Source organism: Bacillus sp. N6, assembly GCF_052805735.1.
Genome location: NZ_CM127843.1, coordinates 2721063 through 2743981 on the forward strand (window position 1 = coordinate 2721063; position 22919 = coordinate 2743981).

A 22919-nucleotide genomic window follows, 5' to 3' on the forward strand; every position below is an offset into this window, starting at 1 on the left:
CTCACCTTCTCTTTATAAAAGAATTGTTATAGGTTCTTCTAAATAATGTTTAATTGTGCGTAAAAATGCAGCTGCTGGTGCACCGTCTAATACACGATGATCGAATGTCAAACTTAAAGGTAACATACTTCCTTTTCTTAATTTTTTCCCTTTAAATACAGGAACATGTTCAATTGCACCTACACCTAAAATACCAGTTTCAGGTGTATTTAATACCGGTGTGAAATATTCAATACCAAAGCTACCTAAATTACTAATTGTAAATGTCGTTCCGTGCATATCATCACTACTTAAGCTACCTGCTCGTGCCTTTTGTGCCACATTCTTAATCTCTTTAGACAACTCTACTAAAGATAAATTATTTGCAAAGCGAATAGCTGGAACGACTAACCCTTTTTCTAATGCGACTGCCATGCCTAAATGCACATGTTCAAATTGATGAATTGCATCATCTATATAAGCGCTGTTCATTTCTTTATGCTCTCCAAGTGCTAATACAACAGCATGCGAGACGAAATCCGTAATAGTTAATTTATTATCATATCTTTTTTGTACAACTTCCGCTATTTCTTTATGTAAAGCAACTAAATCTGTTACATCTACTTTCATCGTTAACGTTAATTGTGCGCTATTTTGTAAGCTTGCGTGCATACGATTTGCGATTGCTTTACGCATACCAGTAACAGGAATCGCTTTACTTTTTTCTCGTTCAGATATTTCCGGAACGTTTACTCTTACCTCAAGTACTTTTAATACATCTGCCTTTGTAATCCTTCCTCCAGGACCTGTACCAACTAATGCCTTGATATCCAGATTTTCAGACTTTGCAATTTTCTTGGCTACAGGTGAAATTTTAATTCTTTGCTTCGATACTTCTTTCCCATTTGCTTCTTGATTTTGTACATTTTGTACTTCTATATTAGATGTTTTTTCTTCTACAACATGTGTGCTTTCCTGCATTTCTACCTTTTCATTCGGTTTACCGATGTAGCAAATTACAGTACCAGGCGGCACTCCTTCATCTTCACTTACAGCTATATCAAGTACCGTACCATCAGCTGGCGCTTCAATTTCCGTTTCAATTTTTTCTGAATTAATACTAGCAATTAGTTCTCCTTTTGCTACATTATCGCCTGCTTTAATATTCCAGCTCGTAATAATACCTTCTTTCATCGCCATACCTAACTTCGGCATTACAACTTCTACAGCCATGTCTCTCTCTCCCTTCTCATCGTTTTATTACACATGTAATAAAGATTGGTCTCCGATCATTTCTGATACAGTTTCAATTACTTTTTCTGGTGTTGGCAAATACAACTTTTCAAGTGGTGGTGAGAACGGAACAGGTGTATGTGGTGCTGTAATTCGTTTAATAGGTGCATCTAACAAATCAAAACCTTTATCCGCTACAATTGCCGCAATATCTGTTGCAATACTACATCTAGGATTCGCTTCGTCAATGACGATAAGACGATTTGTTTTTTCAACAGATGATAAAATAGTATCTTCATCAAGTGGTGATAAAGATCGTGGATCAATTACTTCTACTTCAAGCCCCTTTTTCGATAATTGCTTTGCAGCTGCAAGCGCTGTATGAACTTGCTTTCCGATTGCGACAATTGTTACATCAGAACCTTCCCGTTTAATATCTGCTTTTCCTAATGGAATTGTATAGTATCCTTCTGGCACTTCACCTTTCATATTGTAAAGTGTTTTATCCTCAAAGAAGATTACTGGATCATCATCTTCAATTGCCGCTAATAATAAGCCTTTTGCATCATACGGTGTGGAAGGAACAACAACTTTAATACCTGGTATGCTCGTAAATAATGCGTACAAACTTTGTGAATGTTGAGCTGCTGCACTAAAACCAGCGCCATGCATCGTACGTACTGTAACGGGTACTTTTGCTTTACCTCCAAACATATAACGGAATTTCGCACCTTGGTTTAATACTTGGTCAAGACAACTACCGATAAAATCATTAAACATTAACTCAGCTATCGGACGTAACCCAGTTGCAGCAGCGGCCATCGCAGCTCCCATATAACACGCTTCAGAAATTGGTGTATCCAATATACGATTTCGGCCAAACTCTTGTACAAGTCCTTTCGTAACACCAAGCACACCGCCCCAAGCTTCATCATCTTGCAGGTGATCAACTTGTGCACCGCCTGCAACGTCTTCACCTATTAAAATTACATTTTCATCACGACGCATTGAGATTTTCATTGCTTCATTAATTGCAGTTGACATACTTACTGTTCTAGTCATAATTTTTCACCCTCCTCTTATTTGTAAGAAACGTATACATCTTTTAATAATTCTTCATCGTCTGGGTATGGACTATTTTCACTAAATTCAATGGATCTTTGTACTGCATCATCTACTGCTTTTTCCATATCAACAAGTTCAGATTCCGTTAATAAACCTTCATGAATTAAATGCTTACGGAAATTCACAATTGCATCTCTTTCGTTTAAATGTTCTTCTTTTTCTTCTGATGTTTTATATGTTTGTGCTTCACCTTCGAAATGACCATAATTACGATATGTCATACATTCAATAATTGTTGGACCATCACCATTACGTGCACGTTCCACTGCTTCTGCAGCAGCTTTATATACAGCTAGAAGATCTTTTCCATCTACTTGAACACCTGGAATATTATAAGCTTTTGCACGATCAGCAATAGAATCACAACTTGAAGCATATTCAAATGTAGTTGCTTCACCGTAACCGTTATTTTCTGCGATAAAAATAACTGGTAACTTCCAAATCGCCGCTAAATTAACCCCTTCATGAAATGTCCCTTCATTATTTGCTCCGTCACCGAAGAAGCAAACACTTACATCTTTTGTTCCTTTATATTTAGCTGTTAATGCTGAACCGCAAGCAAGTGGGAAACCGCCGCCTACAATGCCATTCGCACCTAGCATTCCTTTATCTAAATCGGCAATATGCATGGAACCGCCTTTTCCTTTACATAATCCTGTCGCTTTCCCGAAAAGTTCAGCCATCATACCATTTAAATCACAACCTTTTGCGATACAATGTCCATGACCTCTATGTGTACTTGTAATACTGTCACTATCCGTTAAGTGGGCACATACACCAACTGCTACCGCTTCTTCACCTGCGTATAAATGAACGAAACCTGGCAAAACGCCTTGCGCGAACAATTCATGCACCTTATCTTCAAACTTACGAATTTCTAACATTTTTTCGTACATCCAACGAGCTTGTTCTTTCGTAATTTCATTCCCTTTACTTTCAGTTGTTTTTAACATGTCCAGCCCTCCTATTTTCTTGTTCGTCTTTTATATTGCAAGTATTGCGCCAATTTCGAATCCTTGTTTTAATAGGTTTTCTCTATCTTTAAACAATAAAAAAGTGGACAAAATGAGACGTTTGTCTCGTTTTGTCCACTTTTGTTCCCTTAATAAGAGAATTGTTACTTTATTCATTATCAAAGCTCTTCTGTAATTTTCGGATGTAAATAATTTGACCAATATGATATGCATTATGAGTTGTTACATTCGCTAGCACTTCCCACCACTTTGCAGAAACAGGAAATCCCACTACATCACTTTCAACCTTTTCTTCATTTATGAGATTTTGCCATTGTAACAGTTTTTCTAGTAGTTTTTCCCGTAATTCATCGAAAGTTTGATTATCTGAGAGCATAAAACTTTTGTTATTATCTCCTATAGCGGGTACTGCATTCACATTTGATTCTTTATACCTAGTTTGCCACGTAGAGTTCCAATACAGTAAATGTTGTACGATTTCAGCTATACTATTACTCTCTTCATTCGGTTTCCAGAAAGCTTCCCTCTCAGATAAATCCTTAACTGCATCTGAAAATGGCATATACCAACTGGGATCATTTGCATTCGCTAATAGCTGATCTGCTAATACAGCTTTTACATGGACCATTTTTCTTCCCTCATTTCATTATCATATTAATATACACTACTCTATATACGCTGATTCCCTATAATCTCCTTTTTTACATACAAATTCATTTCATACTGAATGTAAGAATAATAGATTTTCTTATCATAACTCGTTATGATAAAAGAAAAAGAAAGCTGGCGAAAAATGAATAAAAAAATCGCAATAATTACTGGAGCCTCAAGTGGATTTGGACTATTAACTACACTCGAACTCGCAAAAAAAGATTATTTAGTTATCGCTACAATGCGAAACCTTGAAAAACAAGGAACCTTACTATCCCAAGTTACTCAACTTAACTTACAGCACAATATAAAAGTTCAACAATTAGATGTAACAGATCAAAATTCTATACATAATTTCCAATTGTTTTTAAAAGAAATTAATAGAATAGATCTCCTTATAAATAATGCAGGATATGCAAATGGGGGCTTTGTAGAAGAAATCCCAGTAGACGAATATCGAAAGCAATTTGAAACGAACCTTTTTGGAGCTATATCAATCACTCAGCTTGTTTTACCATATATGAGAGAACAAAGAAGCGGAAAAATCATTAATATAAGCAGCATTAGCGGCCAAGTTGGATTTCCTGGTTTATCTCCTTATGTATCTTCAAAATATGCATTAGAAGGCTGGAGTGAATCGCTTCGCTTAGAATTAAAACCTTTCGGAATAGATGTCGCTTTAATTGAACCTGGTTCTTACAACACAAATATATGGGAGGTTGGTAAACAACTAGCTGAAAACCAATCTGATACAACATCTCCTTACAAAGAATATATGGATAAAATACAAAAACATATTAATAGCGGTAGTGATACATTTGGTAATCCGATAGATGTTGCTAATAAAATCGTTGAAATTGCTGAAAAAAAGCGTACTACTTTACGATATCCTATTGGAAAAGGTGTAAAATTTATGATCTTTACGAAGAAGATTCTTCCTTGGAGATTGTGGGAATACCTTGTTTTGAGAAGCTTTAAGAAGATGTAATAAACTTTTTGAAAACTATTTTGAAAGAGGTGCTAATTAAATGTTAGGTTTACCGTATGGGGAAGTGTTTTTAGTGCCGTGGACTGAAGAATGGGAAATTGAGTTTATGAAAGAGAAACAAATCATTGAGGAACAAATTGGCGAACATATTTTAGCGATACACCATATTGGTAGTACTTCTATTCCATATTTAAGTGCAAAGCCAATTATTGATATAGCAATTGAATTAGAAAATTATACGGACGGTATACATTGTATTAAAAAGTTAGAACTACTAAACTATAAATATAGAAAAGAAGTATTACCCGAAAGATACTATTTTAATAAAGGTGAACCAAGAACTCATCAAATTCATATGTATGAACAAGGGAATACATATTTAATAGAACAATTACAATTTCGTGATTACTTAATAGACAATAAAACTGCACGCATGCAGTATGAACAGTTAAAGATTCAACTTTCACAAGCTAATCCTACTGATAAACATAAGTATGCAGAAGATAAAACTAATTTCATTACATCTATATTAACTAAAATAAATGCTTAAATAAACAAGAAACCATTTAGTAGTAAATGGTTTCTTGCTTATTAGTTATTTCATTATTTGCACTATCAAATTTTTATTATACAGCAGGTGGAAAGAAGTAAAATAGTATCGAAGTCATAAAAATAAACGTGAATACCCCAATTACCGAAAATATATATTCTTTCGATTCTTTATCATACTTCCATTCCATCAATGCTCTTAAGATTAACGTCCCACCTAAATAAGAAAAAATGACATAAGCGATATTAACACTTTCAAATTTAAAGATAAATATAAAGCTAGTTATTAAATAAATAAAAAGTAGTCCTATTCCCAATTTTTTATGTAAACTATTTACATGTTTCTTATATCCCCAAAAACCACCCTTGGGCATATTCAATTTTTTTCTTAAAAACTTATCGAGAAAGTAGACAGCTATACAAAAAACAATAGTTATAATCCAAAAAGTAGAAGCTCCCATTTTCACCCCTCCTATTATTTCATTTAATTACTTGAAATAAATTGGACTATATTACGGTTATCCCCTTCTAAATAACTAATGATGCCTTCAGGATATGTCGGCTTCTCCTGTAATTCCTCTAGACTTTTCCAAATTAATATAATATCCTCATGCTCTTTATGCCTTATTTCATTTGTAATGATTTTTTCAACAGTCCCCCAATGTATCAATGTACAATGATGACCATTTTCGTTGCCCCACTCAAAAATATGTTCATTTACAATTGCTAACTCTTGAACATCAACTTTCAAATCGTATTCTTCTATTAACTCTCGAATTATTGCTTCTTTTGACGTTTCACCAAATTCAATAGAGCCACCTGGAAAACGATAAAATGATTCATTCTCATCACATTGTACTAGTACTTTTGAATGTTCGTCGTTTACAATCATTACTTCAGCACGTAATTTAGGTATTTTCATTTTGTCACTCCGTTCATTCCACATATGATTAAATCCAATAACTATAAAAGAAGAGATTAAACATAATTCCTGTTATTATTAATAATGGAACTGTCCCTAAAGAAATGACATATTCCCTCGATTCTTTATTAAATTTCCACTCCATAAATGATTGAAAGCAGTATAAAGTTATTAAAAATAAAATGGGTAAATTACTAATATAAACGGGATTTAAAGTAGCACATATCATCGTAACAATTATATAAGAAATAATAAGAGCCCTAGTGCCCCATTTATGAAAGTTGTTTACATATTTACTATTCCAGGCAGTTTGTTTCGGTATATTTAATTTTTTTCTCACTACTTTTTCCAAAATAACTACAAATATGATCCATAATACTAATAAAATTACTTTAACTAAAAACAGTGATGTCTCCTCCTTTACCTTTTATCCGGCTGATCACTCGGATACGTAGCATTCTCTTTGTTTTCAACGTCCCAACTAATAATTGTTGCACTATCCCGTCCGAATTGATGATGAACGTGCTCTAATACATGATGAACACTTTCTTCAAGCTCTATTATATTTCTATTCATATCATTATACAGATTTAATGGTGTTTCATAGTGTCGTTCCCCGCACTCTAATATTCCATCTGTAACCATTACAATTCGGTTCTTTCCAGTACGTAATTCACGAATACCTGATGAATAACAAGGAACAGGTAAATCAAATGTGTTTACATTTCCAATCCATTCGTAAAAATGACGTTGATTTAATGCATATTGTCCTAACTTATGTAACTCTTCGTGAAATACATAAACTAAACAATCACCAATAGAAAGCCACCATATATAATTTTCTTTTCTTACACATAGTAAGCAAGCTGTTTCACCTTGTATTCTTTTGCACTTTTCCTTAAATGAAGATGACTGAAAAATTGTAAGTATATGATTTTCAACAGACTGAAATACTGTATCAATTGGTTCATTCAAAATTACGCTTATATTTTCATATTCTTTTTCGATTGTATTTACTACTAAATCAACACTTTCTGCACTATTATGTCCATCTAATATAGCTGCAAATTCCCATTCACCATTTGACCAAACTAATGCACCATCTTCATTCTTTTTCGCTCCAGCACTTATATTCCCGCCATATTTACCAAGTACAATATCACCATATTGCTTAACTGAAATTTCTCCTAAACACATTTCTATATTTCCAACCCATGAATATTGTGTATTATTTGTTGTATGCATACTCATTTACCATATACTTACGTATTCTTTCGCATAGTTTTTTTATTTTCTCTTCATCACCATATGGTGCACCAGTCCATTTCGCTACTTCGGTTGGTGACCAAAATTCTTTTGGTGTATTGGGATAACGTGGAATAATGTGCATATGCATATGTGGTACACCATTTCCTGAAACAAAAGTGTAAATATGCTCTGCACCTTCGCTTTCTTTTAGCGCTTTACTTACTCTACTTGTTATAAGTCCGAACGCTTTCGCTTCTTCATCTGTTAGTTCAGCAAGTCCAGGTACATGTCTTTTTATATCTATCATTACATAACCTAGGTATGTTTCTTCACTATCCCAGTGGACATGTCCAACGTAAACGAGTTCATCTTCGTAAATAGCTCCACCTGGAACTATAATATTTCCTTTATGTTTTTTGCAAATGAAACAGTTTTGTTCTATTTGATTGTTTGTTGACATATCTATCACCTTCCTTTTCATATATAATATCACAAAAAAAGGAAAAACAGGTTTCGTATTCCGAATCTTCATTCTTTTAATACAATAATTTTTGAAATGAATTTACATCATTATTTCTTCAAAAACGCAATCCCAATTATAATCCCAATCACAATTCCGATTACTAAATTATTTGTAAAGTGCCCTTGAAATACACCGATTACAACCCCTATACCGACACCTATTGCCAAAGCATCATTTCTTTTTTTATTTTTAGCCAAAATTGCATCTCCTCCTACCATTTCTCGCTAAATAACATACATTTACATGAATGTATTAATATACGAACTATCTCGCTTAAATATTTCTAAAAAATGTACTGTAACTTCACATATAATATTTTCCATTTTCTGTACATACTCCTTTTATATTGAAAAATTTTCAAGTAACCATTAATTATACATAGGCATTTACTATAAGAAAGCTTCGTAATTTATTGAAGGAGGAACGATTCAAATGTATCCTCATTGGAATCCAAATATAAATCAACAGTATGTTTATTCCCCCCATCCCGCAAGGAATACATTGCATCATGATTCACAATATATGATGCAATGTATCGCAAGTCTTGAAAATCAATTAACTAAATTAATCTCATTAATCGAGGAAAATAATCAATTCATTAAATCAATGGAACAACAATAAAACCAAGTTTGCGCACCAGCTGGAGGTTCTGTTATCGTTCGTATGTAAACTGGATGCAATAAAAAACACACTTTGTAGTATAAAAGTGTGTTTTTTGGTCATTATTTTCTTTTCGTATGGAACCCTTGTGTAATTCGGTCTAATATAATTGCGATTACTACGATAGCTAATCCAGCTTCAAATCCCATTCCGATATTAACTTGTGTTACCGAGCGATATACATCAACTCCAAGTCCAGGAGCTCCTACAAGTGATGCTGTTACAACCATCGATAACGAAAGCATAATACTTTGGTTCACACCAGCCATAATCGTTCCGGTTGCAAGTGGTAATTGTACTTTAAATAGTTTTTGTGATGCAGTGGATCCAAATGCATTCGCTGCTTCAATTAAATCTTCTGGAACTTGTCTAATTCCTAAGTCAGTAAAACGAATTGTCGGTGGCATTGCAAAGATTACTGATGCAATAATTCCAGGTACTACACCTACTCCGAAAAATGTGATCGCTGGAATAAGGTATACGAATGCAGGCATTGTTTGCATAAAATCTAATGTTGGTTTTAAAAATTTTGAGAAACGTTCATTTTGAGATGCTAATATACCAATTGGAATTCCGACAATAATTGAAATAATAACTGACGTAAGTACGAGTGCCAATGTTTGCATCGTTTGTGCCCAGTAGTTAATATTCAAAATAAATAATAATCCAATAAGCGTAAAAATGACTAAAGATAGTTTTCTCGTTGTGTACCAAATGAGGAAACATAAGATAATAATCATCAATATGGCAGGAATTATTATTAAAAAATTAGTGAGTAAATCAACGAATCCACCAATAATATAAGAGAATCCTCGGAATAAGCCTTCAAAGTGCTCATATAAACTTGCAACAAATGAGTCTACCCATTCCCCTAATGGAATACGCGGTATACTATTCATCGTCTTTCACCTCTTCCTCAATGTTTCCTGCAAGAGCTTGAATGACACTTTCACGTTTAATAATTCCTCTTAGCCTTTTCTTCTCATCGATTACTGGTAACGGATATTTCATCTCCGCCATTTTTGCATACGTCTCTTCCAGTAAAGTATCTAAATACACATGCGGAATATCATTAAGTAATAAATCAGCAATCGGCCACTGTTTTTGTACTGCCTTACTCGCATCATCCGCAGTTAATATACCTAAAAACTCATACTTTTTGTTTACAACATATACAGTTGAAACACCAGCATTCCTCATAATTTGAAGGGCTACACGAGGTCCACGATCAATTAATAAAGTTTCTGGTCGTTTTAAAATAGACTCCGCCGTAATTACTTTTCCTAAATTCACGTCCGCAACAAACTTTTCTACAAATTCATTAGCGGGGCTCATCATAATTTCTTCTGGCGTTCCAATTTGAACGATTTCTCCATCTTTCATTAATGCGATACGATCTCCAATTCGAAGCGCTTCATCTAAATCATGCGTAATAAATATAATCGTTTTTTCCATTTTATCTTGCAACTCTAACAATTCATCTTGCATTTCTTTTCGAATAAGTGGATCTAATGCACTGAATGACTCGTCCATTAGTAATACATCTGGATTATTCGTTAGCGCCCTTGCGATTCCAACGCGCTGCTGCATACCACCACTAAGTTGACTTGGATAATTATCTTTATGATGATCGAGTCCTACTAACTGTAGCGATTCTAACGCTTTTTTCTCTCGCTCTTCAACTGGAACTCCTTGTATTTCTAAACCATATGCAACATTTTGTATAACTGTACGATGCGGAAATAGAGCGAATTTCTGAAATACCATACTCATTTTCGTTCTTCTTACTCTCCGTAACTCTTCTTTTCCCATCGTTGCGATGTCTTCACCATCTATGTATATATGACCTGCAGTTGGTTTAATCAATTGATTTAACATACGAACTAGCGTAGATTTCCCGCTACCAGACAAACCCATAATAACGAAAATTTCTCCAGAATATACTTCAAACGTTGCTTTTTTCACCCCAACGTTCATTCCTGTCTCTGTTAAAATTTCCGATTTACTTTTTCCTTCTTTTAATAAGGAAAGGGCTCTTTGCGGATGTTTCCCGAATACTTTTGTTACGTTTTCAACACGCACCTTTGTATTATCCATGTCACTACTCCTTTTCTACCCATCTATTCACATAGTGTTGCGATTTTACAAAGAAATATTACATAAAAATGACATTCATAAGATTTCTTTAAAATTCTCTTTTCCGTTCATAATAAGAATGCTTACTTATACATTTATTTTATAAGGCAAACGTTACTTAGGAGGTTTTCGATGCGAAAGAAAATTTGGTTTATATGCCTTGCATTATTTATTACTATGATTTTCACTTCATGTAATGCAACAAATGCAAATTCGAAAGGAAAAATTAAACTTGGTGTAACAAGTTGGAAAGAAAATATTGCAACTGCAAACATGTGGAAAGTTTTATTAGAAGAAAAAGGCTACAAAGTTGAGCTCATGTATTTAGAAAAAGCCGCAATTTGGACTGGTGTTGCTCGTGGCGATGTTGATGCGAATTTAGAAGTATGGCTACCAGTTACAGATAAACCGCTAAACGATCGTTATAAAGATGATATTGTCTTAAAATCAAAATGGTACGAAGGTACTGGACTAGGTTTAGTCGTCCCTTCTTATATGAAAAACATAAACAGTATCGAAGATTTAAATGCTCATAAAGATGAACTAGATAATAAAATTGTCGGTATCGAACCCGGTAGTAGTCTTATGAATTTAACGAATAAAGCAATGAAAGAATATGATATAAAACTAAAACTTGTCCAATCCTCTGAAGCTGCGATGATGAGTGAACTAAAGAAAGCATATACAAAAAAGAAACCAATCGCTGTTACGCTTTGGAATCCGCATTGGGGTTTTTCAGAATTTGACTTAAAATATTTAAAAGACCCTAAGAAAGTATATGGTGAAAAAGATGACATTTATTACTCCGTTCGTAAAGGTTTCGAAAAAGATCACCCAGATGTTATAAAATACTTTGATAAATGGAAAATGAACGATGAACAGCTCGGTACGTTAATGGTCATGTTAAATAAAACAAAAGATCCTGAAGAAGCTGCGCGAAAATGGATTAAAAAAAATCAAGCATTAGTTGATGAATGGGTAAAGGATTAATAAAAAGGCTAGAGAATTAATATATCCTCTAGCCTTTTTCATCTTATTTTTTCGTAACAACATCATCTACAATCCCATATTCCTTCGCTTCTTCTGCAGTCATAAAATAATCTCTTTCTGTATCATGTGCTACTCTTTCAATCGGTTGGCCTGTTTTTTCTGCAATCATTTTATTAATATCATGCTTTAACTTTAATATTCTTTTCGCAGTTATTTCAATTTCTGTTGCTTGCCCTTGTGCACCACCAAGCGGCTGATGAATCATAATTTCACTGTTAGGGAGCGCAAACCGTTTTCCTTTTGCTCCAGATAATAATAGCAATGCACCAAATGATGCCGCAAAGCCCATGCACAGCGTTTGCACATCTGGTTTAATTAAATTCATCGTATCTAATATTGCAAAACCTGCTGTCGTTGAACCGCCGGGGCTATTGATGTATAAGAATATATCTTTCTCTGCATCTTCTGCTTCTAAAAATAATAATTGAGCTACGACACTACTCGCTACTTGATCATTAATTTCTGAACCGATAATAATAATGCGGTCTTTTAATAACCTTGAATATATATCATAGGAACGTTCTCCTAATTTTGTTTGTTCTACTACATATGGAATTGCATTCATTTTAAATCCCTCCAATACTTGTTATGCTGCGCAAAGCATACAACTGTAGGAAGAAGGTTGTTTCACATTAAATAATAAGACTGGCTGTTTAGATGGTAACTTAGTAAAATCTATTGACGGAAGCAGTTTCGTTAATAATTCCGGTCTCTCTTCTCGAATAGACGTTACTACAACTTCCATATCATCTGTGAATTCGACTATCTCGACCCCTTCTTCACTTACAGTTTTCAGCCTATTTCTACTCCGAAATAAAGAAGCTTTCACTGCACCTTCTGATACAGAACACACTTTAGCAATATCAGCGATACTATATTGAAAAACATCTTTTAATAATAAAATTGCGGATTGCTGTACATTTAATGAAGACAATACTTTCCCTACCATTTCATGCAAATCTGCAATGTTCTCATGTGGTTCTTCAAAAGTGATTTGTTCTCTTATTTTTTCATGAACAGACTTAGACTTCATCTGATCTAACCAACGATTTCTTGCTATTTTATAGACGAGTGTCATACAAATATCTTTACTTCTATATTTTTGAAGCACTTTACACACTGTTTCTTGGGCGAGATCTTCCCCATCCCATTTGTTTTTCGTTAAAAAAGTACAATATCTTTTTAACTCTCCATATTGTTCAATTAAAAAGTTTATATTTGAATGATTCATATCGATACGGTTCTTTAAAACATGAGTTACTTTTGTGCACAAAATAACCACTCCTTTTCAGCGCTTACTTAATAAACGATTCAACATAAAAAAAAGTTACGGGGATATAAAAAAATAATGTTTATGTTCAATAATTCGCGGTCATAAATATGTTATGTACAATTTTACGTGAGGAGGAACAAATTTGCCAAAATTAACAATTGAAGGTGCGGGAACATTTGATGTAAAAGAAGGAACGAAGTTAGTATTAGCAATTGAAGATAGCGGTGTCAACATTCTTCATCGTTGTGGCGGGAATGCACGTTGCACAACTTGTAGAGTAGAAATACTAGCAGGTGATTTCTGTGAAGCGAGTGCGAATGAGAAACATGCAATGACGGAAAAAGGGATTGAAGACCATTTACGATTATCTTGTCAAATGCGTGTACATAAAGATATAGTCGTTCGTCCGGTACTTACAGTTGAAAATTCAGGTCTTGATGCCGGACCGCGTCCGGCGGAGTAAAACGATGAATTTAAAACAGCTCGCTGGCGAATATGCCGCTAACTTTGTAAATGATGGCATGAAGATTGGGCTTGGTACAGGTTCTACTGTATATTGGACAATACAAAAATTAGGTGAGCGTGTAAAAGAAGGATTATCATTTCAAGCTGTACCGACATCAAAAGAAACTGAAGCATTAGCACATCAACTAAATATCCCCCTAATTTCGTTAAACGACGTACAAAGTCTTGATCTTACAATTGATGGAGCGGATGAAATTGATTCAAATTTACAACTTATAAAAGGCGGTGGCGGTGCATTACTTCGCGAAAAAATCGTTGCCTCTTCCTCTAAAGAACTAATTATCATTGCTGATGAATCGAAACTTGTAACACATTTAGGTACTTTTCCATTACCTATTGAAATCATCCCTTTTTCATGGAAACAAACCGAAAATAAAATTCAGTCTTTAGGATGTCAAACAACATTACGTTTGAAAAATAATGAAACCTATATAACCGATAACAATAACATGATTATCGATTGTATATTCCCTAATCATATTTCTAATCCTGCCCATTTACACACTCAATTAAAAATGATTACTGGTGTAGTTGAAACAGGGTTGTTTATAAGTATGACGAGTAAAGTAATTATCGGCGCTAAAAATGGGATAAAGGAATTGTAATAAAAGCTAACTTTTTAAAGTTGGCTTTTTAGTATGTTCTCCTCTTAATAGCGCTTTATTATGATATACTATGAAAACACAAGCTGATTACACTAGAAAGGACTGAACATTTTGCAATCCAAACTTATAACAGAACTTGCTGATTTAGAAACTGCCTTTCATATTCGAAAAGAAGTATTTGTAAAAGAACAAGGTGTCCCTCTTTCAGATGAATTCGATACATTCGATGAAATCGGAGAGCAATGTAAACATATTTTAGTTTATTATAATGAGCTTCCTGTAGGTACAGGGCGTATACGATTTGTTGATGGCGTCGGAAAATTAGAACGTATTTGCATTTTAAAAGATTATCGTACATACGGATTAGGTAAAGTTATCATTCAAACGTTAGAAGAAATTGCTCGTAACGAACAAGCTACAAAAGTGAAACTACACGGGCAAACACAAGCTGAAGGATTTTATAAAAAATTAGGTTATGAAACTTCTTCTGATATATTTATGGAAGATGGCATTCCGCATATACTTATGACGAAAATGTTATCATAATAAAAAGGGTAGTGTATGAATCTTATGTATTCATACACTACCCTTTTTTATTAATAGAAAAGTGAATTCTCAAGATTCCCTTTTTCATCAAAGCCCATCATCTCTTAGTTCATATCTAGGTAAAGCTTACACTGTTTTCCATAATGATAATGCATAAATCCAGTTCGGATCACCATTTCCTTGATAACTCTGGACTGCTTCATATACTTTTCCTTCGTGTAGAACTCTATCTCCCTTTTTATATGCTTTTTTTGCATCCCACGCTTCATATGAAGCGCTTTCGGTTTTTGTAGTAATTGTGAATATATCACTCTGTACGGATTCATTTCCAGCTACATCAACAGCTTTTACTACATATTTATAAGTAGTATTAGCGAGCAGATTTTTATCCATATAAGAAGTTGTATTGGATGTTGCAATCTTTTTCATTGATCCTTCTGTTTCTCTATAAATATCGTAATGGTCTACACCAATATTATCGTCAGATGGACTCCACATTAAATCCACACTTGACGCTGTCGTTCCCATACTATGTAATCCTTTTGGTTGTGTTGGTGCTTCTGTATCAGGAATCTCATCTGTTGTTTTTACTGTAAGCGCTGTACTTTCTTTCGATACATTTCCAGCTGAGTCAATTGCTTTTACAGTATAAGAGTATTCTGTGCTTGGTTGTAATTTCTTATCAATAAAATGAGTGCCTAGTACTGTATCAATCATCTCTCCGTTACGGAAGATTTGATATCCTTTTACCCCTACATTATCCGTAGAAGCGTTCCATGTTAGTTCTACACTATTTGCTGTTACTTTTTGCGTCTGAAGTCCATTTGGAATACTTGGCGCTTCTATGTCTGGTTTCACATCATTAATAAGATTAACATCAATTACATTATAGAATGCATTTGCTGTATCAGCTACATCCCATACTGCTAAAATCACATGATATCCACTACGATCAGTAGGTACATTGATTTTATGAGTTAAATTATTTGAAGCTGCAGAACCATCATGTTGTACAGTTCCAATTGGTTCAAAATCTGCTCTTGTTAGCGCTTTATTTGGATTCCATCCTTTTTTGGTAATATAGTAATGCCACTTACTCGTTAAGTGAGGCGCAGTATACTTCCAAGTAAATGTATTTTCCCCACCAGTAATTGTATTTTTAAACCAACGATTTGCTGTTTGTTGATCTAAAATACCACCAAATTTTCCGCCTGCTGAAGCAATTTGTCCATCTACTGGACCACCTTGTGGGAAACCTTTTGGAGCTTCTAAACTTTGTGGTTCATACATAACACTTCCACAGTTTACATTTAGCGCACCATAAGTTGAACTACATAAAGCGGATCGGCTACCGGGCTTTTCAACAAAACCGTGCGCATAAGCATTTTGAGGAATAAGTGTCGTACTAATAATTCCAGCTGTTAATGCTACAGCTCCTAAACTTTTTTTGTTCATTTTCATATTTTGTAGTTGTTTTAAAAATCGATTATTCATGTTCATGTCTCCTTCTTGTTATACTTTGTAGTGGAATGTGGGCTTTGATGTAAAAGAATAACAAGAGACAAACTTGTACCGATGTATGTGTTAATTATGCATACACCGCAGTAAAATTATATTTTTCTTGTGAAATATTTCACTTTATGGATATATCATGACATAGAAATTACCTGAGTATGTGCAGAAGTTGTGCAGAAACAGTGAAATTATTACTAACATGTAAAACTAAGTCCTAATATTTTAAAATAAAATTTGAATATATTTATCTATCATCTTTACTTCATAATTGAAAATACATTTAACTGGTTAACTTTTATTCTTATACTTATATCTCTCAGTTCCTTAGTTTTAACCATACTAGATATTAAAAATAAGAATTATAAAGTTAAATAAAAAGCATCCTATTTAGATGCTTTTTCTAATGTATAATTTCATTTTTTTCACTGACCTACAAATAAAAAAATTTCATCAACAGCTTCCTTATATCCACCTGATTTTTGGAAAGATTCCTTCAAATTCAAAGCAACTTCTTTAAATGAACGATTATTTAATACTATTTCTACACTTTCACTTAGTTGATCCACAGTTAATCCTTGCATTTGTAATTTTACTCCTGCTCCAAGACTCTCCACTTGCTTTGCGACTACTGGCTGATCTGCACTTTGCGGTATTACAACGAGCGGAACCCCGTTATACAGTCCTTCATGCGCACTGTTCATCCCGCCGTGTGTAATAAATAGTTTCGTATATGTAAGCAGCTCAGTTTGGGGTACATAGTTTTTCACAATGAAGTTTTTAGGAATTTCGCCTAGATCACTTATTTTTGTTTTACTACCAATAGACATAACAATTGTATGCTCACTATTCTCAAAGGCCTTCATACACAGTTTATAAAAGTCAATCGCTTCATTAAAAACAGTACCTAATGAAATATAAATCGGACTTTTTTCTTCAATTGAAGTAAAATCAACGTCTCTGTTTTTCATTTGTGCAGAGATAGATGGTCCTACAAATTTATATGTTTCATCAAACGTATCACCAAAAGGCTGGAACTCCTTAATTGTATATACAATAGTAAGGGGTGCAGGATTACAGAAAACTTCATACGATGATTTTATTTCAACACCATATTTTTCAGCAATTCCCTTCGTTAAGTTTTGAAAATCATTCTGTATTTTATCATAAATTTCTACTGGGATATTTTTTGATAGATGACCTAACATTTGCTCAAAGGATTTTTCATCCTGCGCAAAAGATGTGCATGAATTTATGGCTGGAAGTTTAAGGATTTGAGCAATTAAATGGCCACAGCCAAACATAGAATCATGAATTATGTAATCAAAATGTTCACCTTCAATTTGTTCTAAAACGCTAGGTATTACAATATCCGCTGTATGTAGAAGGCCATTTATTCTTTCCTGTAAATAATTTCTGCCTCCAGATAGAAACGCTTTTATAAATTTTTGATCATCAATCGTTCGTACAGTAGCACCTGTCTTCTCAATCCGCTCCCTGAAAGCTTCTATTGAAAAATAAACGACCTCTTCACCACGAGAAATCAATTCATCTACAACTTGTAAAGTTGGATTTATATGCCCTTCTGATCCAGCATTAATAAATAAAACACGCGCCATAATAAACACTCCTTACGTTAAATCATTTCTATGTTGGCAAGAGTACGGATTCTCTCCATACTCTTTTCCTAGCTGTTCGTATCATGTTCCTACTAAATTGACCTAGCGAGTCTAAAACCGAGATCATCTATATGAAATGTAGGATGGCTTCGACGACGACAAGTAGCGCCGCACCCTCTCGCTGTTTCAGCCCAACTACCACCACGAAAAATGCGGTATGATCCGTACACTGTTTCATCATACAAATCATAACACCATTCCCAAACGTTCCCTAGCATATCATAAAGTCCCCATGCATTCGGTTCTTTTTGGCCAACGTCATGAATATGTCCATTTGAATTTTCATTATACCACGCTATATCATGAAGTTTCCCGTATGTATATCCGGTTGTACTTGCTTTACATGCATATTGCCACTCCGCCTCAGATGGTAATCGGTAGCCATTTGAATCTAAATTACATTTCACAATTTGACCACCATCACTAATAGAATAATATTCTTTTAATCCCGCTTTTTTTGAAAGTACATTACAAAACGCAATGGCATCGTTCCATGAAATATTGACAACTGGTTTATGATTTTTATCAAAATTATTTAATGTACTATTTGTAATAGCATCATATAGTTCCATTGTTACAGCATACTTTGCAAGAAGAAATGGTTGAATTTGTACTAGCCATTCTTTTTTTATTCGATCATCTCTTAATACTACCTCTCCAGTTGGAATATTGACCATTAATGAATCGATTAGTTGAATTAAATCGTTAGTCATTTTCTATTCCTCCAAACGTTCATTTTATATGAAATTAAAGTCATATACTCATTACAAAATACAATTTTCAAAAAGCGTTAAATTTTTCATAATAAAAAACGATTAGTTTTATTAAACTAATCGGTAAGATTCACAAAGAATTTTTGTGTTACATTCTATAATTATATGTGCTCTAAAAATTTCCGAACCTCATTTGGAGATTTTAAAACAATAACCTTTTTCTCTTCCGGCAATTGCTCTAACCCTTTTAAAATTGTAGGTCGTTTAGCATTAGGATATTCCCATATCCATTTAAAAAATTGCAAATCAAATCTTTCTTCACATCCCGCGCCCATATCTGGTCTTGTTTTATTTCGGTATTTTACAATTCTTTTAAAAGCCCTATAAACACAAATTGTTCTATGAATATCAAGGAAGATAATTGTATCAGCTGCATTCAGTCTTATACCCATCGTCCCGCCGTAATTCCCATCAATAATCCATTTCTCATCTTTAATTAAGTTATTTTGAACTGTTATTTGTTCTTCTCTCGGAACACCTTCCCAATTCGGTTTCCAAAATAATGCATCAAGATGATGCACCTTAATATTTAATTTATTCCCTAACTGCCTTGCTAATGTAGATTTTCCTGAACCACCAGAACCTATTAATATTATTTTTTTCATACCTTTACGATACCTTCTATAACTTCTTCAATAGCTTCCTTATTAGCGAAAATCCAGAAGAACATTTCTTCATTTAACTTTAATAAATCTGGTAACTGGACAAAATAAGCAATAAAGATAATTTGAATTGAAAGCATAACATACCAAATGGCTTTTAGTTCTTCTTTCGTTAAATCATTTTGTTTATAATAACCTTCAAAGACTTTGCTAACGATATGTAACCATTTCCCTCTTAATCTTTCATCACTAAATAGCTCGCTTAATATACTTGTACAGCAATAACATAAATCGAATATTTTTACATTATTTTCTAAAATCTCAAAATCTATAAACCCTTCCAGTTTATCATCTTTAAAGATTACATTTGATAGATGCATATCACGATGAATAATTTGTCTCGGTAATGGATGGACCGTTTCCTTGAAAGCTGCGTGCATTCGCTCCATCTTTTGAATTACCTCTTGATGAACATACTCATTCTTTTCTAAAATCGGTATAGCCCATTCAAATACCATCCTATATAAATCTCTTTTTATTAACTCATGGTCACTATTCACCGAATGTAATGCTTTGTGCAGATTAGCTATTTCTTCTCCAATTGTACTTGCTAGCCTTTCCAGCTTATTCGTATCTTTTATTTCTAAAACACTTCCGGCAACATACTCATATAAGCAATAATATTTTTCTTTATATAATACATATTGTTCATCATTTTCTGTCTTTACTACTCTCTGTACTTTAATTCCCTTTTCATACAGTTGCTTCAAAACATCGAATTCAACTAGAAGTTGCTTTATTGATCCTGTTTTCTTTAAAATATACTCTTTATTCTTGCATATAACCTTCGCTACTTTTTGTTGAATTACAGTAGCTGTGACATGTTCATTTTGAAACCAAAACTTTGCAATTTCCAGTGCTTGTTCCATTTACAAATACCCCTTTTACAATTCTTATGTCTTCCGAAAAATAACCTCACACAGTACTCCCACTCCAACACCAATTGTATAAGCCACCAAATCACTCCACAAAAAACCGTATCCCAACACGAGTCCGCCCAAAGTCGTTGTACGAATGCTATCTATCCATTCCGCATGATACAATTGGCTCACTTCAATCCCGTAGCAAAACATTAAACTAATAAAAGCCAACTTCTTCGTCTCTGTTTTAGGAAACAAAAATCCAAAGCCAGTGAAAATCATTAATGCCCATAAAGCATCGCCTAAGTAATCATTTAATAGATGTGGTAGTGCAAAAGAAAACTTTCTTGAGCTAAGACCTAAAATAATAACAACTATAGTAAATAGTGCATATAATACTCTATTTCGTTTCGTATTCATTTTAAAGTCTCCTAATATATAATGTATAACTGTAAATAGCTAGTAAAATAAAGTTATTTTACTAGCTATTTATTAGTTGCTTTTATGATAAGAAAATGTGGATTCGTATTTAAATAATAATATGATTTTTCGTCTACTTCTTTCATCTTTTCAACTGCCTTCGGTTCCACTATCTCTTCTAATACAAAATAATTTGTAGTTTCATTTATTATGTCTTGTAGTGACCTTCTGAAAAATTCGACTTCAATAGTAATATTCGGTTTAACCCAAGTATCTATTAATAGCTGTTTTTCAAAATAACTTTCACATGGAAACTTTGTGAAATCCATAAAAGGATGATGGATAGAATATATAAGTTCTCCACCCGGCTTCAATACGCGACGAAATTCTTGAAATACTTGATTCCAATTTTCTAAGTAATGAAGAGTTAACGAACTTACAATCACATCATACGTATTATCTTCAAATGGCAATGTTTCTTGCAGATCATGACAAAGGAACGTTGCTTCTTCTCCTATATATTCTTTTGCTGCTTTTACCATTTCAGGACTTACGTCAATTGCTGTAACATTTGCTCCTCTTCCTATGAATTGAGAAGTATACCATCCAGCTGCACATCCAGCATCTAGTATCTTTTTTCCTTCTAGTTCCTTTGAAATAAGCTCCATCATCGCCGGTCTTTCATAATAACTGTTATATGGATTTGCGAAATCTAGATTTTCTTTATATGTACTCGCTAATTTATCATACGTATCTTTAATCGAATCTTTCATTACACACACTCCTAATACATATTAATTCATTAACTCCTGCTGCTTTTTCTTTGAAAATGATTGTAGTACTAAATCATACGACCAATCAATCATTTTATTTATTTGCTCCTGTTCTATACCCTTATGAATATAAACGGTATTCCAATGTTTTTTATTCATATGATACCCTGGAATAATTGTTTCTGGATAATCTTCTCTTATCCTTAATGCGACTTCTGGATCACACTTCAATGTAATCGCAGCTTTTTCACCTTCTTCATGATTTACTATCGCAAATATTTTATTATTAAGTCTCATACATGTTGCACTCCAACCATCTGGAGAATCTTCTGTCGCTTTTCTTTTCGATAAACAGTACGCTCTTGTTGCATTCATTTTAATTGGCACCTCTTATTCTTTCCCTGTTTAATTACGATGCATCACAATTTGCTTCGTTGCTTGAAATTGTTGCTCACCATAAAACTTTATTAGCTTCTCTCCGCAAAATAGACTAACAATATCAATATGAGATATTTCTCGAAGTAATATTGTTAGCATCTTCTCTCCAATACCTTTATTTCTTACACTCTCATGTACGACAACATCTTCAATGTATGCTCGAAAAACACCATCAGAAACGACTCTAGCAAATCCAACTAATTCATTTTCTTCCCATACTCCAATGGCTATGCTATTCTTTAATATTTTTTCAATATCGACTTCTTTTCTTTCTGGCCACCAACCGACAGAATCATAAAGTTTTTTTATTTTTTCTGCACAGATTGGTTGTTCTTGTTGCAATTTATACGTGTACATATTCTTTCTCCTATCAAACAGTATACATAATATTATTATAATCTCTTTTCAAAAAAGTGCTGACTATGACCTTTCGGGTGATCTTCAACAATACCATACTCCCTGTAACCGTGCTTTTTATAAAATTCTGGTGCTTGAAAACTAAATGAATCTAGCAATATTAATCTACACCCTTTTTCCTTCGCAATCCCTTCAATTTCATGTAAAAGTTGGCTGCCATAACCGTCATGACGAACTGATTCATCAACCCACAAAAAGTCGATATGAAGATGATAAAAATACATCGTACCTGTTACGCCACCAAAAATTTTTCCTTCTTCATTTTTTACTACGAGGCGTACTTCTTCCATCGGCTGTCTTGCCTCATCTGTTAAGATGGACATATTATATTGAATGACTTTATTTTTAATATATTCTCCTTCAGTGCGTGTACCGTTCTTTATATGTTTCATTTATAT

General features: G+C 33.7%; 32 protein-coding genes. 7 read left to right on the plus strand and 25 right to left on the minus strand.

Annotated features, from left to right (window positions below):
• Positions 1–12 precede the first annotated feature (12 nt).
• The 5 genes from ACUXVC_RS13940 to ACUXVC_RS13960 are packed head-to-tail and all read right to left on the minus strand — an operon-like array spanning position 13 to position 3939.
• Entirely contained in the window at positions 13–1212 is a 1200-nt protein-coding gene (locus tag ACUXVC_RS13940) for a dihydrolipoamide acetyltransferase family protein (RefSeq protein WP_446025710.1), read from the minus strand.
• A gap of 27 nt (positions 1213–1239) precedes the next feature.
• Complete coding sequence (gene acoB / locus ACUXVC_RS13945) at positions 1240–2274, minus strand: acetoin:2,6-dichlorophenolindophenol oxidoreductase subunit beta (protein WP_446025711.1); 1035 nt, start codon at positions 2272–2274, stop codon at positions 1240–1242.
• Between the two features lie 17 nt (positions 2275–2291).
• On the minus strand, positions 2292–3290 hold the full coding sequence (gene acoA, locus ACUXVC_RS13950) for an acetoin:2,6-dichlorophenolindophenol oxidoreductase subunit alpha (RefSeq protein ID WP_000921277.1): 999 nt from the start codon (positions 3288–3290) through the stop codon (positions 2292–2294).
• A gap of 30 nt (positions 3291–3320) precedes the next feature.
• A complete protein-coding gene (locus ACUXVC_RS13955; RefSeq protein ID WP_446025712.1) occupies positions 3321–3467 on the minus strand; it encodes a hypothetical protein in 147 nt (48 codons plus the stop codon).
• On the minus strand, positions 3460–3939 hold the full coding sequence (locus ACUXVC_RS13960; protein ID WP_000233778.1) for a DinB family protein: 480 nt from the start codon (positions 3937–3939) through the stop codon (positions 3460–3462). Before ACUXVC_RS13960 ends, ACUXVC_RS13955 begins: the two co-directional genes overlap by 8 nt.
• Positions 3940–4104: 165 nt before the next feature.
• Here ACUXVC_RS13960 and ACUXVC_RS13965 point away from each other — a divergent pair, with 165 nt between their 5' ends.
• The gene (locus ACUXVC_RS13965; RefSeq protein ID WP_001034792.1) at positions 4105–4950 is read left to right on the plus strand and encodes an oxidoreductase; all 846 of its coding nucleotides are present in this window, start codon (positions 4105–4107) and stop codon (positions 4948–4950) included.
• A 40-nt stretch (positions 4951–4990) separates the two neighbouring features.
• Entirely contained in the window at positions 4991–5500 is a 510-nt protein-coding gene (locus tag ACUXVC_RS13970) for a GrpB family protein (RefSeq protein WP_000901177.1), read from the plus strand.
• Between the two features lie 76 nt (positions 5501–5576).
• On the opposite strand, the gene ACUXVC_RS13975 is transcribed toward ACUXVC_RS13970, so the two are convergent.
• The 6 genes from ACUXVC_RS13975 to ACUXVC_RS14000 all read right to left on the minus strand — a co-directional run bounded on the left by ACUXVC_RS13975 (position 5577) and on the right by ACUXVC_RS14000 (position 8410).
• Complete coding sequence (locus ACUXVC_RS13975) at positions 5577–5960, minus strand: DUF4181 domain-containing protein (protein ID WP_095690738.1); 384 nt, start codon at positions 5958–5960, stop codon at positions 5577–5579.
• Between the two features lie 23 nt (positions 5961–5983).
• The gene (locus tag ACUXVC_RS13980; RefSeq protein ID WP_095690737.1) at positions 5984–6445 is read right to left on the minus strand and encodes an NUDIX domain-containing protein; all 462 of its coding nucleotides are present in this window, start codon (positions 6443–6445) and stop codon (positions 5984–5986) included.
• 4 nt (positions 6446–6449) lie between these two features.
• Complete coding sequence (locus ACUXVC_RS13985; RefSeq protein WP_003274417.1) at positions 6450–6773, minus strand: DUF4181 domain-containing protein; 324 nt, start codon at positions 6771–6773, stop codon at positions 6450–6452.
• A gap of 68 nt (positions 6774–6841) precedes the next feature.
• A complete protein-coding gene (locus ACUXVC_RS13990; protein WP_015055144.1) occupies positions 6842–7672 on the minus strand; it encodes a PP2C family serine/threonine-protein phosphatase in 831 nt (276 codons plus the stop codon).
• Positions 7650–8150, minus strand: coding sequence for an HIT family protein (locus ACUXVC_RS13995; RefSeq protein ID WP_178389855.1), 501 nt, complete (start codon positions 8148–8150; stop codon positions 7650–7652). The genes ACUXVC_RS13990 and ACUXVC_RS13995 overlap by 23 nt, the downstream gene beginning before the upstream one ends.
• 89 nt (positions 8151–8239) lie before the next feature.
• Positions 8240–8410 (minus strand): hypothetical protein, encoded by a 171-nt coding sequence (locus tag ACUXVC_RS14000; RefSeq protein WP_033689096.1) that lies wholly within the window; start codon positions 8408–8410, stop codon positions 8240–8242.
• Between the two features lie 214 nt (positions 8411–8624).
• Here ACUXVC_RS14000 and ACUXVC_RS14005 point away from each other — a divergent pair, with 214 nt between their 5' ends.
• Positions 8625–8813, plus strand: coding sequence for a hypothetical protein (locus ACUXVC_RS14005; RefSeq protein WP_144465250.1), 189 nt, complete (start codon positions 8625–8627; stop codon positions 8811–8813).
• A gap of 101 nt (positions 8814–8914) precedes the next feature.
• Here ACUXVC_RS14005 and ACUXVC_RS14010 read toward each other — a convergent pair whose 3' ends face one another.
• Together ACUXVC_RS14010 and ACUXVC_RS14015 are read right to left on the minus strand one after the other, a co-directional pair.
• On the minus strand, positions 8915–9751 hold the full coding sequence (locus tag ACUXVC_RS14010) for an ABC transporter permease (protein WP_001084752.1): 837 nt from the start codon (positions 9749–9751) through the stop codon (positions 8915–8917).
• The gene (locus ACUXVC_RS14015) at positions 9744–10949 is read right to left on the minus strand and encodes a quaternary amine ABC transporter ATP-binding protein (RefSeq protein WP_089171219.1); all 1206 of its coding nucleotides are present in this window, start codon (positions 10947–10949) and stop codon (positions 9744–9746) included. The genes ACUXVC_RS14010 and ACUXVC_RS14015 overlap by 8 nt, the downstream gene beginning before the upstream one ends.
• A 171-nt stretch (positions 10950–11120) precedes the next feature.
• On the opposite strand from ACUXVC_RS14015, the gene ACUXVC_RS14020 reads away from it, so the two are divergent.
• On the plus strand, positions 11121–11978 hold the full coding sequence (locus ACUXVC_RS14020; protein WP_001227615.1) for a glycine betaine ABC transporter substrate-binding protein: 858 nt from the start codon (positions 11121–11123) through the stop codon (positions 11976–11978).
• A 43-nt stretch (positions 11979–12021) separates the two neighbouring features.
• Here the strand turns inward: ACUXVC_RS14020 and clpP are convergent, their stop codons facing one another.
• The gene (gene clpP / locus ACUXVC_RS14025; protein ID WP_000991612.1) at positions 12022–12603 is read right to left on the minus strand and encodes an ATP-dependent Clp endopeptidase proteolytic subunit ClpP; all 582 of its coding nucleotides are present in this window, start codon (positions 12601–12603) and stop codon (positions 12022–12024) included.
• Positions 12604–12624: 21 nt separating this feature from the next.
• Positions 12625–13311 carry an RNA polymerase subunit sigma-70 gene (locus tag ACUXVC_RS14030; RefSeq protein ID WP_168411599.1) on the minus strand — a complete coding sequence of 229 codons (687 nt, stop codon included), beginning with the start codon at positions 13309–13311 and terminating at the stop codon, positions 12625–12627.
• A gap of 142 nt (positions 13312–13453) precedes the next feature.
• On the opposite strand from ACUXVC_RS14030, the gene ACUXVC_RS14035 reads away from it, so the two are divergent.
• From ACUXVC_RS14035 to ACUXVC_RS14045, 3 genes are all read left to right on the plus strand, one after another.
• Positions 13454–13774, plus strand: a complete 321-nt coding sequence (locus ACUXVC_RS14035; RefSeq protein WP_001125388.1) for a 2Fe-2S iron-sulfur cluster-binding protein — start codon at positions 13454–13456, stop codon at positions 13772–13774.
• Between the two features lie 4 nt (positions 13775–13778).
• Complete coding sequence (gene rpiA, locus ACUXVC_RS14040) at positions 13779–14441, plus strand: ribose 5-phosphate isomerase A (RefSeq protein WP_001049982.1); 663 nt, start codon at positions 13779–13781, stop codon at positions 14439–14441.
• Positions 14442–14552: 111 nt separating this feature from the next.
• The gene (locus ACUXVC_RS14045; protein ID WP_001190870.1) at positions 14553–14987 is read left to right on the plus strand and encodes a GNAT family N-acetyltransferase; all 435 of its coding nucleotides are present in this window, start codon (positions 14553–14555) and stop codon (positions 14985–14987) included.
• Between the two features lie 126 nt (positions 14988–15113).
• On the opposite strand, the gene ACUXVC_RS14050 is transcribed toward ACUXVC_RS14045, so the two are convergent.
• The 10 genes from ACUXVC_RS14050 to ACUXVC_RS14095 form a co-directional block, all read right to left on the minus strand.
• The gene (locus ACUXVC_RS14050) at positions 15114–16481 is read right to left on the minus strand and encodes a lytic polysaccharide monooxygenase (protein ID WP_088023622.1); all 1368 of its coding nucleotides are present in this window, start codon (positions 16479–16481) and stop codon (positions 15114–15116) included.
• 443 nt (positions 16482–16924) lie between these two features.
• Positions 16925–18118 carry a macrolide family glycosyltransferase gene (locus ACUXVC_RS14055; RefSeq protein ID WP_000124881.1) on the minus strand — a complete coding sequence of 398 codons (1194 nt, stop codon included), beginning with the start codon at positions 18116–18118 and terminating at the stop codon, positions 16925–16927.
• A gap of 92 nt (positions 18119–18210) precedes the next feature.
• Entirely contained in the window at positions 18211–18891 is a 681-nt protein-coding gene (locus ACUXVC_RS14060; protein ID WP_098128038.1) for a formylglycine-generating enzyme family protein, read from the minus strand.
• Between the two features lie 161 nt (positions 18892–19052).
• The gene (locus tag ACUXVC_RS14065; RefSeq protein ID WP_000720562.1) at positions 19053–19556 is read right to left on the minus strand and encodes a DNA topology modulation protein; all 504 of its coding nucleotides are present in this window, start codon (positions 19554–19556) and stop codon (positions 19053–19055) included.
• Complete coding sequence (locus ACUXVC_RS14070; protein ID WP_446025713.1) at positions 19553–20482, minus strand: phosphotransferase enzyme family protein; 930 nt, start codon at positions 20480–20482, stop codon at positions 19553–19555. The genes ACUXVC_RS14065 and ACUXVC_RS14070 overlap by 4 nt, the downstream gene beginning before the upstream one ends.
• 24 nt (positions 20483–20506) lie before the next feature.
• Complete coding sequence (locus ACUXVC_RS14075) at positions 20507–20893, minus strand: ribosomal maturation YjgA family protein (RefSeq protein WP_144465257.1); 387 nt, start codon at positions 20891–20893, stop codon at positions 20507–20509.
• 65 nt (positions 20894–20958) lie between these two features.
• Entirely contained in the window at positions 20959–21666 is a 708-nt protein-coding gene (locus tag ACUXVC_RS14080; RefSeq protein WP_000655266.1) for a class I SAM-dependent methyltransferase, read from the minus strand.
• Between the two features lie 21 nt (positions 21667–21687).
• Positions 21688–22041, minus strand: a complete 354-nt coding sequence (locus tag ACUXVC_RS14085) for an MmcQ/YjbR family DNA-binding protein (protein ID WP_000994624.1) — start codon at positions 22039–22041, stop codon at positions 21688–21690.
• 30 nt (positions 22042–22071) lie between these two features.
• A complete protein-coding gene (locus ACUXVC_RS14090) occupies positions 22072–22461 on the minus strand; it encodes a GNAT family N-acetyltransferase (protein WP_000288963.1) in 390 nt (129 codons plus the stop codon).
• A 35-nt stretch (positions 22462–22496) separates the two neighbouring features.
• Positions 22497–22913 (minus strand): GNAT family N-acetyltransferase, encoded by a 417-nt coding sequence (locus tag ACUXVC_RS14095; RefSeq protein WP_446025714.1) that lies wholly within the window; start codon positions 22911–22913, stop codon positions 22497–22499.
• Between the last annotated feature and the right edge of the window lie 6 nt (positions 22914–22919).